The sequence below is a fragment of the Rhizobium metallidurans genome (genome assembly GCF_014196505.1).
Taxonomy (GTDB): Bacteria; Pseudomonadota; Alphaproteobacteria; order Rhizobiales; family Rhizobiaceae; genus Rhizobium; species Rhizobium metallidurans.
Window position 1 is genome coordinate 1 of record NZ_JACIDW010000006.1, and the last position, 12,776, is coordinate 12,776.

The 12,776-nt window shown below is 63.5% G+C and carries 10 protein-coding genes and 1 pseudogene; 2 read left to right on the forward strand and 9 right to left on the reverse strand.

What is annotated here, in order from left to right; translation table 11 throughout:
• Positions 1-168 (forward strand): annotated as a pseudogene (locus GGQ67_RS25300) (IS630 family transposase); the annotation flags it as partial.
• A gap of 159 nt (positions 169-327) precedes the next feature.
• On the opposite strand, the gene GGQ67_RS25495 reads toward GGQ67_RS25300, so the two are convergent.
• From GGQ67_RS25495 to GGQ67_RS11675, 9 genes are all read right to left on the reverse strand, one after another.
• A complete protein-coding gene (locus GGQ67_RS25495) occupies positions 328-453 on the reverse strand; it encodes a hypothetical protein (protein ID WP_281393578.1) in 126 nt (41 codons plus the stop codon).
• Entirely contained in the window at positions 450-683 is a 234-nt protein-coding gene (locus tag GGQ67_RS11640; protein WP_113197877.1) for a hypothetical protein, read from the reverse strand. Before GGQ67_RS11640 ends, GGQ67_RS25495 begins: the two co-directional genes overlap by 4 nt.
• Positions 684-715: 32 nt before the next feature.
• Positions 716-1,201, reverse strand: a complete 486-nt coding sequence (locus GGQ67_RS11645) for a MaoC family dehydratase (RefSeq protein WP_183900336.1) — start codon at positions 1,199-1,201, stop codon at positions 716-718.
• 88 nt (positions 1,202-1,289) lie between these two features.
• A complete protein-coding gene (gene glgX / locus GGQ67_RS11650; protein ID WP_183900337.1) occupies positions 1,290-3,245 on the reverse strand; it encodes a glycogen debranching protein GlgX in 1,956 nt (651 codons plus the stop codon).
• Between the two features lie 231 nt (positions 3,246-3,476).
• Positions 3,477-5,108: an alpha-D-glucose phosphate-specific phosphoglucomutase gene (locus tag GGQ67_RS11655; protein WP_183900338.1), complete on the reverse strand. Its 1,632-nt coding sequence runs from the start codon at positions 5,106-5,108 to the stop codon at positions 3,477-3,479.
• Positions 5,109-5,114: 6 nt separating this feature from the next.
• Positions 5,115-6,557 carry a glycogen synthase GlgA gene (gene glgA, locus GGQ67_RS11660; protein WP_183900339.1) on the reverse strand — a complete coding sequence of 481 codons (1,443 nt, stop codon included), beginning with the start codon at positions 6,555-6,557 and terminating at the stop codon, positions 5,115-5,117.
• 3 nt (positions 6,558-6,560) lie between these two features.
• Entirely contained in the window at positions 6,561-7,823 is a 1,263-nt protein-coding gene (gene glgC / locus GGQ67_RS11665) for a glucose-1-phosphate adenylyltransferase (protein ID WP_183900340.1), read from the reverse strand.
• A 19-nt stretch (positions 7,824-7,842) separates the two neighbouring features.
• Positions 7,843-10,050 carry a 1,4-alpha-glucan branching protein GlgB gene (gene glgB / locus GGQ67_RS11670; protein ID WP_183900341.1) on the reverse strand — a complete coding sequence of 736 codons (2,208 nt, stop codon included), beginning with the start codon at positions 10,048-10,050 and terminating at the stop codon, positions 7,843-7,845.
• A complete protein-coding gene (locus tag GGQ67_RS11675; protein WP_183900342.1) occupies positions 10,047-12,509 on the reverse strand; it encodes a glycogen/starch/alpha-glucan phosphorylase in 2,463 nt (820 codons plus the stop codon). Before GGQ67_RS11675 ends, glgB begins: the two co-directional genes overlap by 4 nt.
• Between GGQ67_RS11675 and GGQ67_RS11680 the strand changes: the two genes are divergently transcribed.
• Positions 12,484-12,774 carry a hypothetical protein gene (locus GGQ67_RS11680; protein ID WP_183900343.1) on the forward strand — a complete coding sequence of 97 codons (291 nt, stop codon included), beginning with the start codon at positions 12,484-12,486 and terminating at the stop codon, positions 12,772-12,774. The genes GGQ67_RS11675 and GGQ67_RS11680 overlap by 26 nt on opposite strands.
• Positions 12,775-12,776: the final 2 nt, after the last annotated feature.

Here is a 12,776-nt window from a genome sequence, read left to right on the forward strand (position 1 = left end):
GACCTGAACCCCATCGAAATGGCATTCTCCAAACTCAAGGCGCTCCTACGAAAGCGAGCCGCTCGCAGCTTCGATGCCATCACGCATGCACTCGGAGATATAATCAGCCTCTTCTCGGTCGCGGAATGTCGAAACTTCTTCAAGGCAGCAGGATATGAGGCTGAATAGATGCGACACGCTTTAACGCCCTCGTGTTGTGATTATGAGATCGGGGACGGTGCCAGAGCGCCGTCCCCGATGCGTGATGCAAGGCTCTGTGGATTGCGGCGTCAGTCCTCCGCCGCGTCACGGCAATTCCCATTCAGAACGTGTCTTATCGAGATACTACTACTCGCCCGGCTGATCGCGATGCTTGCGCCATTCGCGTTCGTGCCAAAGAACAGCGGCATAGGCGAGGATACCGATAATGGCCGGCAGGCCGAATGATATGAACAGCAAGGCGCCAGTGTTCATGGCTTCAATCCCTTCAGCGTTCGTCTCGCCAGAGAATGTAGTATCGCAGCAATCAAAAGCCAACCTGCAAGATAGCACACGAGCCACAGGCTGGGTGTCTGAATGAAATTGCCGATCCCGTAAAGCACGCCGGCGATCGGGGTGACGATGCCGACGGTGAAACAGGCGGTGGATGCCCGGTCCAGCGCGTTGGCAAGGAGCTTGATCTGTTCATTCTCAACCAAACTCATCGCCGCCCTCCGCGGGCTATATCTGGCCCCGCCTAAACGTCCTCCGGCCGATCCTTCGGGTCGAACTGGATGATGGTCGTCCAGCGTGCGGTGAGCGCCGGCTTGCGTTCGTTTTCGATCTCGATGGTGACCTCGTAGGTGGTCATCAGCATGCCGGCGCCGCGGAAGCGGGCTTCGGCGAGGACGAAGCGGCCGCGGATGCGGGCGCCCGCCTTGACCGGGGCGGCGAAGCGGACGGCGTCGAAGCCGTAATTGATGCCCATGGTCTGCTCGCGCACCTTGGGCAGGCAGTTGTAGTTCATCGTCGACAGCAGCGAGAGCGTCAGGAAACCATGAGCGATCGTGCCGCCGAAGGGGCTTTCGGCGGCGCGCACCGGATCGGTGTGGATGAACTGATGGTCGTGGGTGGCGTCGGCAAAGGCGTCGATCATCGTCTGGTCGACGACGATCCAGTCCGAAAGGCCGGTTTCCGTGCCGACCAGCCCGCGAACGTCCGCAAGCGAAATTTCCTTGAGCATCAATTCCTCTTGAAAAAGCTGTTTCTAAAAGGCTTACAGTGCGTTCGTGACGATTACGACAAGGATTCTAATACAACTCACGGGCGCGTCAATTTTCAAGCAGGAAAGTGACGGACCGCCCCGGTATGCGCACTTGTTTCTCTGGTTTCGGGTTTTCATCGCCGCCGATCCGGCACCAGGCCGCGTCGGCCGGGAGCGAGAACGGCTGTTCGGATTGCGCGCGGTTGATGAGCACGGCCAGCCTGAGCCGCCTGCCGGTGCCGGCATCGTCGGTTTGCAGGATCATGCCGAGCGTGGCGAAATCGGGCGTCTCCCAATCAGACACGGCCATCGGCTGGCCTGAAGGCGTGATCCAGCTGACGTCGCCGTCGCCCTTGAAGAAGGAGAATTGCGAGAAGACGCCGAAGCGCTTGCGCAAGCCCGAGACGAAGGCGGTGTGGGCGATCAGCTCTTCGTCGAGTGCCGCCCAGTCGACCCAGGTGATTTCGTTGTCCTGGCAATAGGCGTTGTTGTTGCCGCGCTGGCTGCGGCCGCCTTCGTCGCCCGCCGTCAGCATGACGGTGCCGCGCGTCGCGAAGAGGGTGGAAATCAGCGCCTTCAAGTCGGCGCGGCGGCGGGCGACGATCGAGGGATCGTCGGTCTCGCCTTCAACGCCGTTGTTCCAGGAATGGTTCTCGTTGTGGCCGTCGCGGTTGTCCTCGCCGTTCGCCTCGTTGTGCTTGCCGTTGTAGGAGACGAGGTCCTTGAGGGTGAAGCCGTCATGGGCGGCGAGGAAATTGACGCTGCGGGTAGAAGTGGCGCCGCCGCGCGCGAAGATGTCGGAGGAGCCCGCGAGAGCAGACGCCAGCGCGCCGGTCTTGTCGTGGTCGCCGCGCCAGTAGCATCTGACGTCGTCGCGCACACGGTCGTTCCATTCGAGGAAGGGGGCGGGGAAGTTGCCGAGCTGGTAGCCGCCGGGGCCGATGTCCCAGGGTTCCGCGATCATGACGCGGTCGGCGAGCACCTCGTCCTCCAGCATCGCCTTCAGGGTCTCGCCGCGTGCCTCGAAGCCGGTGGCGGTGCGGCCGATGATCGGCGCAAGGTCGAAGCGGAAGCCGTCGATGCCGGCCTTGAGCACGAAATGGCGAAGCGTGTCGACGATCAGCTGCCTGACATAGGGATGGTCGCAGGCGACCGTGTTGCCGGTGCCGGTGTCGTTAACCAGCGTGCAGGGCTGGCCGGGGACGTGGCGCAGAGCCACGCGGTTGTCGAGGCCGCGCATGGAGAGTGTCGGGCCGAAGCGGTCGCTTTCGCCGGTATGGTTGAAGACGAGGTCGAGAATGACGCCGATGCCTTCAGCGTGGAGCCTGGCGACGGTGTCGCGCAGTTCGGCCATGCCGCCCGGGGCAAGGCGCGGATCGAGCGCCATGAAGGCGACGGGATTGTAGCCCCAGCCGTTGGTGAGGCCGAGCGGCGGAAGGTGGCGTTCGTCGATCCAGGCGGTGATGGGCATCAGCTCGATGGCGTCGACACCGATGCGCTTGAGGTGGGCGATGACCGAGGGATGGGCAAGCGCCGCGATGGTGCCGCGCTGTGCTTCCGGCACATCGGGGTGCAGCATGGTGAAGGGGCGGACCGCCACTTCGTAGATGAAGCCGCCGGGGCGGAAGACGGGGGGCGCTGGCGTCACGTCGATGTCGCGGGTGACGATCGCGCGGGGGACGAGGTGCTGCGTGTCGGCGCCGAATTTCGACAGCATCGGATCGTAGCGGAAGGGGCGGTCGAGCTCGGTCGCGTAGGGATCGACCAGGAGTTTCGAGGGATCGAACCATAGGCCGTCGTCGGGGGCGTAGGTGCCTTCGGCTCGGTAGCCGTAGCGAGCGCCAGGGGCGATGCCTTCGACGAAGAGGTGGTGGAGGTCGTCTTCATCTCGCGTCATCGGCAGGCGGTCGGTTTCGCGGCCGGTCTGGTCGAAGAGGCAGAGGTGGAGTTTCGTGGCCTCGCTTGAGCGGACGACGAAGGTGGCGCCTGTGGCGGTGAGGGTTACGCCGGAAACGAACGGCATGGGGTGCTAGGTCCTTGTTCCGGGGGGATGTTTGATGGGGTTGATGGGATGCCGCGTGGCCCCCTCATCCCCGGTGCAACTTGTTGCACCTGAAACCTTCGGGCCACCTTCTCCCCGTGGGGGAGAAGGGAAGGTCGGCGCGAGCGGCCCGCCTCGAGTCTCTTCTCCCCAACGGGGAGAAGGTGGCGGCAGCCGGATGAGGGGGCTGCACGCGCTAAAGTTTCCGCTATCTCAGGTGATCACCGAAGGGGCGTCGCGGCCGGTGCGGGACTTGATCTCGGCGATGGTCTCGGCGGCGGCGATGAGGTCGGCGAGCGCTTCCTGGGTTTCGATGTTGTGGCGGCTGGAATTGGCCTCGTATCGCTCGATGTAGACGCGCAGCGTGGCGCCCGAGGTGCCGGTGCCCGACAGGCGGAAGACCACGCGGGAGCCGCCCTCGAACATGATGCGGATGCCCTGGTGCTCGCTCACCGACTTGTCGACCGGGTCGTGATAGGCGAAATCGTCGGCCTTCTCGACCTTGAGAGGACCAAACGTCTTGCCCGGAAGGCTCGCAAGCTGGGCGCGCAGGTTGGCGACCAGGCCATTGGCGGCTTCGGTGTCGACGCCTTCATAGTCGTGGCGCGAATAGTAGTTGCGGCCGTAGGTCTGCCAGTGCTGGGTGACGATGTCCTGAACGCTCTCGCCGCGAACGGCCAGGATGTTCAGCCACATCAGAACCGCCCAGAGACCATCCTTCTCGCGAACGTGGTTGGAGCCGGTGCCGGCGCTTTCCTCACCGCAGATGGTCGCCATGTTGGCGTCGAGCAGGTTGCCGAAGAACTTCCAGCCGGTCGGCGTCTCGTACATGCCGATGCCGCGCTTTTCGGCGACGCGGTCGGCGGCGCCCGAGGTCGGCATGGAACGGGCGATGCCGGCGAGGCCGCCGGAATAGCCGGGCGCCAGATTGGCGTTGGCGGCGATGATCGCGAGGCTGTCGGAAGGGGTGACGAAGATGCCACGGCCGACAATGAGGTTGCGGTCGCCGTCACCATCGGAGGCCGCGCCGAAATCGGGCGCGTCGTCGCCCATCATCTCGTCGAAGAGTTCCTTGCAGTGAACCGGGTTCGGGTCCGGATGGTGGCCGCCGAAATCGGGCAGCGGCATGAAGTTGCGGACCGAGCCGGAGGGCGCGCCGAGACGGTTTTCGAAGATTTCCTTGGCGTAGGGGCCGGTGACGGCGCTCATCGCATCGAAGGCGATGCGGAAGCCGAGGCTGATGAGATTGCGGATGGCGCCGAAGTCGAACAGCTCTTCCATCAGCGCCGTGTAGTCCTCGACGGAATCCAGAACCGAAAGCACCGTGCCGCCGGGCAGCTCGTCCTTGCCGATGCGGTCGAGATTGACGTCGGCGAAGTCGGCGATCTTGTAGGTGTCGATCACCTTGGTGCGCGCGAATATCGCGTCGGTGATCTTTTCCGGCGCCGGGCCGCCATTGCCGATGTTGTACTTGATGCCGAAGTCTTCGGTGGGGCCGCCGGGATTGTGGCTGGCCGATAAAATGATGCCGCCGAAGGCCTTGTACTTGCGGATCACATGCGATGCGGCCGGCGTCGACAGGATGCCGCCCTTGCCGACGATGATCTTGCCGAAGCCATTGGCGGCGGCCATCTTGATCGCCTTCTGGATGACTTCCTTGTTGTAGTAGCGTCCGTCGCCGCCGATGACGAGGGTCTTGCCCTGGAAGCCTTCAAGCGAATCGAAGATCGACTGAATGAAGTTCTCGGCGTAGTTCGGCTGCTGGAATACCGGGACCTTCTTGCGCAGGCCCGAGGTGCCGGGCTTCTGATCCTGATAGGGGGTGGTGGATACGGACTTGTTCATTTTCTGTCACTTGCCTTTCGGGGCGAGGCTTGAATAGAGGGCAGCATAGCGCTCGGCGCTTTTCTCCCACGAGACATCCGATTTCATGCCCTGCTTTTGCAATTGGGTCCAGACCTTTTGATCGGTATAGAGATGTAGCGCGCGGCGGATTGCCTGCAACAGACCGGAAGCGGTCACCGGAGAAAATTGTATCCCGGTTGCCACCTTGGCCGCAAGTGCGGCGTGATTGGCATCGATGACGGTATCGGCAAGGCCGCCGGTGTGGGCGACGATGGGGACGCAACCATAGCGCAGGCCATAGAGCTGCGTCAGGCCGCAGGGCTCGAAGCGCGAGGGGATGATGATGGCGTCGGAGCCGGCCTGCATCAGGTGCGACATCGGCTCGTTGTAGCCGATCGAGACGCCGATACGGCCGGGATGGCGGGCGGAGGCGGCGAGCAGCGAGCCCTCGAGCGCCGGGTCGCCGGAACCCAGGATGGCAAGCTTGCCGCCCATGGCGACGATCTCGTCGGCGCAGGCGGCGATCAGGTCCATGCCCTTTTGCCAGGTGAGGCGGCTGATGATGCAGAAGATCGGCGCGTTGTCGTCGTGCAGGCCGAAGAATTCCTGGACGGCGGCGCGGTTGGCGGCGCGGTTCTTCAGCGTGGCGCCGGTGTAATGGGTCTGCAGCACGGCGTCGGTGGCCGGGTCCCAGACCTCGTGGTCGATGCCGTTGACGATGCCGTGCAGCGCCTCGATGCGGCTGGCGATGACACCCTCGAGGCCCATGCCGAACTCCGAGGTCAGGATCTCGCCGGCATAGGACGGGCTGACGGTGGTGATCGCGTGCGCGGTTTTCAGGCCACCCTTGAGAAAGCCGATATTGCCGTAATATTCCAGCGCTTCCACGGAGAAGGCCTGCGGGGGAAGGCGCAGGCCGGAGAAGATCTCGGCGCTGAACTGGCCCTGGAAGGCGATGTTGTGGATGGTGAGGATGCTCGGGAGTTCGGGCGTCGGGTAAAAGCGCATATAGACGGGCGTCATCGCCGCCTGCCAGTCATGCGCGTGGACGACGTCGGGGCGCCAGCCGGGCATCAGGCCGGCGGCGATCTCGGCGCCGGCAAGCGACAGCGCGGCGAAGCGGCGCCAGTTGTCGTGGTAGTCCTTGCCTGTTGCGTCGAGATAGGGGCCGCCGGAACGATCGTAATAGGCGGGAGCGTCGAGGATGAGGATGTCGAGCCCCTCGTGATTGACCTCGAGCACGGTGGCGGGTTCGCCGAGCAGATCATCGAAGCGCATTCGGACGACGGGATCGCGAATGACCTTCATCACCGCGGGATAGCCGGGCATCAGCGTCTTGGTTTCGATGCCGAAGCGCTTCAGCGCGATCGGCAGGGCGCCGGCCACATCGGCCAGGCCCCCTGTCTTGATCAATGGGAAGACTTCGGACGAAACCGAAAGAACTTTCATCTTTTACAAATCCAGCTTGTCGATCATCGGCTGCGTGATGAGGCAGATCCCGCCCTCGGAGCGGCGGAAACGCTTGGCGTCGAGAACCGGGTCCTCGCCGACAACAAGACCTTCCGGAATGATGACGCCGTGGTCGATCACGACATTGGTCAGCTGCGCGTGGCGGCCGATCTTGACGCTCGGCAGCACGACGGCGCCCTCGAGCTTCGAGTAGGAATTGGCGCGCACACCGGTGAAGAGCAGGCTGTTGTTGAGCGTGGCGCCCGAGATGATGCAATCGCCGGCAATGACCGAGGAGGTCGCGGACCCCCGGCGGTTCTCGTCGTCGTGCACGAATTTCGCCGGCGGCGAGATCTCGGCATAGGTCCAGATCGGCCAGGACTTGTCGTAGATGTCGAGTTCGGGAACGATCGCCGTCAGGTCGATATTGGCCTGCCAGTAGGCATCGATGGTTCCGACGTCGCGCCAGTAGGGCTCGCGCTCGAAATCGGAGCGCACGCAGGAATTGGCGAAGCGGTGGGCGACGGCTTTTCCGTTCTTGACGATATAGGGGATGATGTCCTTGCCGAAGTCACGGCTGGAATTCGGATCGGCGGCGTCGCGGCGCAGTTCCTCGATCAGGAACTTGGTGCGGAAGACGTAGATGCCCATCGAGGCGAAGGCGCTGTCCGGCTTGCCGGGAATGGCCGGCGGATCGGCGGGCTTTTCGACGAAATCGATGATGCGGTCGGTCTCGTCGACATGCACGACGCCGAAGCCCACGGCTTCCATGCGCGGCACTTCGAGGCAGCCGATGGTGACGTCGGCGCCACTGTCGACATGCTGCTGCAGCATGTATTCGTAATCCATCTTGTAGACGTGGTCGCCGGCGAGGATCACCATGTATTCGACGCCGTAGTCCTGGATGATGTCGATGTTCTGGTAGACCGCGTCGGCCGTGCCTTCGTACCACTGCGTCTCCGAGACGCGCTGGGAGGCCGGCAGGATGTCGAAGCTCTCGTTGCGCTCGGGGCGGAAGAAGTTCCAGCCGCGCTGCATGTGGCGGATCAGCGAGTGCGCCTTGTATTGGGTGGCGACGCCGATGCGGCGGATGCCTGAGTTCAGCGCGTTGGACAGCGCGAAATCGATGATGCGCGACTTGCCGCCGAAGTAGACCGCGGGCTTGGCGCGTCGGTCGGTGAGTTCCTTCAGACGGCTCCCCCGGCCGCCGGCAAGAACATAGGCCATTGCATCGCGGGCAAGTGGCTGAATGCGTTTTTCTACCATTGTCTTCCTCCCACCAGTCTCAAGTCTCAGGTTCAAGCATGATCACCGCCAGAGGCGGCAAGGTCAGTGATGCGACGATGGTGCCGCCGGCGTTGACCGCCTGGACACGACCGCCATTGCCTTTGCCGCTGCCGCCATAGATGTCGGCGTCGGTATTCAGGATTTCGCGCCAGCGGCCTTCGGTGGGCAGCTTGACGGCGTAGTTCTCGCGGTAGACGGGCGTCATGTTGCAGATGACGGCGACCGGCTTTTCACCCGGCGACTTGCGCAGCCAGGCGAAGACCGAATTCTCGTGGTCGTCGGCAACCAGCCATTCGAAGCCTTCGCCCTCGCAGTCGCGGGCGTGCAGCGCCGGCTTGCTGCGGTAGGTGAAGTTGAGGTCGCGCACCAGGCGGCGCATACCTTCGTGCATGCGGTACTGAAGCAGGTTCCAGTCGAGCGAGCCGGCCTCGTTCCATTCGCTCCACTGGGCGAATTCCTGGCCCATGAACAGAAGCTTCTTGCCGGGATAGCCCCACATCAGCGCGTAATAGGCGCGCAGATTGGCGAACTTCTGCCAGTCGTCGCCGGGCATCTTGGCGATCAGCGAGCCCTTGCCGTGCACCACTTCGTCGTGGGAGAGCGGCAGCACGAAGTTTTCGGAGTAGGCGTAGAGCAGGCCGAAGGTCAGCTCGTTGTGGTGATGCTTGCGGTGCACCGGCTCGCGGCTCATGTAGCTCAGCGTGTCGTGCATGAAGCCCATGTTCCACTTGAAGCCGAAGCCGAGGCCGCCTTCATGCACCGGCTGCGACACCTTGGGCCATGACGTCGATTCCTCGGCGATGGTCATGACGCCGGGGTGCTCGGCATAGATGCGGGTGTTCATGTTCTGCAGGAAGCGGACGGCCTCGAGGTTTTCGTTGCCGCCATATTCGTTGGGGATCCACTCGCCGTGCTTGCGGGAGTAATCGAGGTAGAGCATCGAGGCGACGGCATCGACGCGCAGGCCGTCGAGATGGAATTTTTCCGACCAGTAGAGCGCGTTGTTGACGAGATAGGACACGACCTCGGTGCGGCCGAAATTGTAGATCGCCGTGTTCCAGTCCGGGTGGAAGCCCTTGCGCGGGTCCTCGTGCTCGTAGAGCGCGGTGCCGTCGAACCAGCCGAGACCATGCTCGTCGGTCGGGAAATGCGCCGGCACCCAGTCGAGGATGACGCCGATGCCGACCTTGTGGGCGCCGTTGACGAAGCGGGCGAAACCCTCCGGCTCGCCGAAGCGGGCGGTGGGGGCATAGAGGCCCGTCGTCTGGTAGCCCCAGGACGGATCATAGGGGTGCTCGGTGATGGGAAGGAACTCGATATGGGTGAAGCCCATGTCGACGCAGTAGGGGATCAGGCGGGCGGCGAGCTCGTCCCAGGAGAGGAACGTGCCGTCGTCGCGGCGCTGCCAGGAGCCGGCATGCACCTCGTAGATGGAGATCGGCTGGCGGCGCTTGTCGATCTCGCTCCAGTGCTTGAGGTGGGCTTCGTCCTCCCACTCCTGCAACAGCTCAGGCGTGGTGACCGAGGCGTTTTTCGGGCGCAGCTCGCTGCGGCGCGCGAAGGGATCGGCCTTCAGCGGCAGGAGCACGCCGTCCTGGCCACGGATCTCGAACTTGTAGGCGACGCCCGTGGGTACATCGGGGGCGAAGATTTCCCAGATGCCGGCGCCTGATCGAAGGCGCATGACGTGGCGGCGACCGTCCCAATTGTTGAAGTCGCCGACGACGGAGACGCGCTGCGCGTTCGGCGCCCAGACGGCGAAATGGATTCCTTGAGCGCCTTCGTGCTTGATCCAGTGCGCGCCCATCTTGTCGAAGAGGCGCAGATCCGAGCCCTCGCGGGCGTAGTAATCGTCCATCGGCCCGAGAACGGGGCCGAAGCTGTAGGGGTCGGTGACGGCCCATTCGGCATCGCCGCGGCGGGCGCGGTAACGCACCGGCACCTGCTTGCTGACCGCGACGGTGCCGGCGAAGAATCCGCTCGGATGCTGGAGCGCCAGATCGCCGATCGCGGTGCCGTCGAGCGACATCGCGGTCACCTCCTCGGCGCCGGGAATGTAGCATCGGGCAACGTAAACGCTGCCCGATTTGTGGACGCCCAGAACGGCAAACGGATTGGAATGCGCGCCGGCAAGGATCGCCGCTATTTCATCTGCCGAAATTTCCCAGGGAAGCTTGACTTCAGGGGTCGCCTTCGGCGTTTTCATCCGGCTCTCCAGATTTCCTTGGCATACTGCCGGATCGTGCGGTCCGACGAGAACCAGCCCATGCGGGCGGTGTTGCGGATGGTCTTCTCGCTCCAGGCGGCCTTGTCGTTCCAGAGATCGTCGACTTCGCGCTGGGCCTGGGCGTAGGCGTCGAAATCGGCGGCGACCATGAACCAGTCGTGCGAATAGATACCCTCGATCAGCTCGGAATAGCGGTTGCGGTCATCCGGCGAGAAGACACCGGAGCCGATGGCCGAGAGCGCCTGCGCCAGCTCGTGCGAGCCTTCGATGATGGCGCGGGGATTGTGGCCGTCGGCGCGCAGCTTGGCGACCTCGTCGGCGCGCAGGCCGAAGATCTTGATGTTGTCCTCGCCGACATTGTCGCGCATTTCGACATTGGCGCCATCGAGCGTGCCGATGGTGAGCGCGCCGTTGAGGCCGAACTTCATGTTGCCGGTGCCCGACGCTTCCATGCCGGCGGTCGAGATCTGCTCGGAGAGATCGGCGGCCGGAACCATGACCTCGGCCAGCGAGACGTTGTAGTTCGGCACGAAGACGACCTTGAGCAGGCCGCGCACGGCCGGGTCGTTGTTGATGGTGCGGGCAACGTCGTTGATCAGCTTGATGATCAGCTTGGCGTTGTGATAGCTCGGCGCCGCCTTGCCGGCGAAGAGTTTTACGCGCGGCACCCAGTCGAGCTCGGGACGCGAGCGGATCTGGTCGTAGAGCGCGACCGCCTCGATGACATTAAGGAGCTGGCGCTTGTATTCGTGGATGCGCTTGATCTGGATGTCGAACATGGCCGACGGATCGATCTTCACGCCCATCCGCGATGCAACCAGATTGGCGAGCGCCACCTTGTTGGCGCGCTTCACCGCCGCGAACTTCTCCTGGAAGGCGCCGTCGGTGGCGAATTTGTCGAGCGGACGCAGCTTTTCGGCGTCGTCGAGGAAATCGTCGCCGATCGCCTCGCGGATCAGGCCGGTCAGACCCGGATTGCACTGCTGCAGCCAGCGGCGGGGGGTAATGCCGTTGGTCTTGTTGTTGATGCGATCGGGATAGAGCTTGTGCAGGTCGGCGAAGACCGTGACCTTCATCAGGTCGGTGTGCAGCGCCGAGACGCCGTTGATCGAATGCGAGCCGACGAAGGCGAGGTTGCCCATGCGCACCCGGCGGCTGCCGCTTTCCTCGATCAGCGAGATCGAGCGGATCTCGGTGTCGGAGAAGTTCTTGGTCTTGCGCGCCTCGAGCAGAACCTTGGCGTTGATCGCGTAGATGATCTGCATGTGGCGCGGCAGGAGACGCTCGAACAGCGGCACCGGCCAGCTTTCCAGCGCTTCGGGCAGAAGCGTGTGGTTGGTGTAGGCGATGGTGCCGCGGGTGATGTCCCAGGCCTGGTCGAACTCCAGCCCGTGCACGTCGCAGAGCAGGCGCATCAGCTCCGCGATGGAGACGGCCGGGTGGGTGTCGTTCAGCTGGATCGCCACCTTGTCGGGCAGCGAGGTGAAGTCGTCATACTGCTGCAGGTGACGGCGCAGGATGTCCTGCAGCGAGGCCGACGAGAAGAAGAACTCCTGGCGCAGGCGCAGCTCCTGGCCGGCGGGCGTGGCGTCGGCCGGATAGAGAACGCGGGTCAGGCTTTCGGCCTTGTTGCTCTCGCGCAGCGCGCCGATATGGTCGCCGGCGTTGAAGGCGTCGAGCAGGATCGGGTCGATCGGCTGGGCCGACCAGAGGCGCAGCGTGTTGACGCGCTTGCCGCGCCAGCCGACGACGGGCGTGTCGAAGGCGGCGGCGATGACGCGCTCGGCCGGCTTCCAGACATAGCGCGGTTCGCCATCGGCGCCGTTGGCGACATCGACCGAGCCGCCGAAGCCGATTTCATAGGCGCTCTCGCGGCGCTCGAATTCCCACGGGTTGCCGTGGGCGAGCCAGCTTTCCGGCAGCTCGACCTGCCAGCCATCGGCCATCTGCTGGCGGAACAGGCCGTGGACATAGCGGATGCCATAGCCATAGGCGGGCACGTCGACGGTGGCCATACTCTCCATGAAACAGGCGGCGAGGCGGCCGAGACCGCCATTGCCGAGTGCGGCATCCGGCTCGAGGCCGGCGATGACTGACACATCGACGCCGAGCGAACCGAGCGCGTCGCGCACCTCTTCCATCAGGCCGAGATTGGACACGGCATCGCGCATCAGGCGGCCGATGAGGAATTCGAGGGATAGATAGTAAACGCGCTTGGCGCCGGTGGCGTAGACCTTGCGCGTCGAGTCCATCCACTTGTCGATGATGCGGTCGCGGATGACGAGAATGGTCGCCGTCAGCCAGTCATGCGGCTTGGCGACCTTGGCATCCTTGCCGATGCGGTAGGTCAGGCGCTCGATGATTTCTTCTGCGAGAATTTCCGGCTTGGAACTGCGCGGCGCGGGAGAGGGGATGGTGGGCTTCGAAACGGGGGTCATCGTCAGGCTCGCCAATTCTGGTTTTGTTTCAGTATGTTATAGGTGCTTCAATCGATTTACTCACGCACTAGCCATGCAGTTTATGCACCGTTACTACGCACTTGCAACAAGGGAAAACCGGCAAACGGAAAAATTGACGCGGGCCGCCCATCGCCGATGGAAAGAACTTGATTTTTATCGGCTTTCTGATTTTGATAGAGGCGGATTTGCACAACAACGAAAAGCCGCTCCGGTTTGTTCCGGAGCGGCTTTTTTGGTGCGATGAAA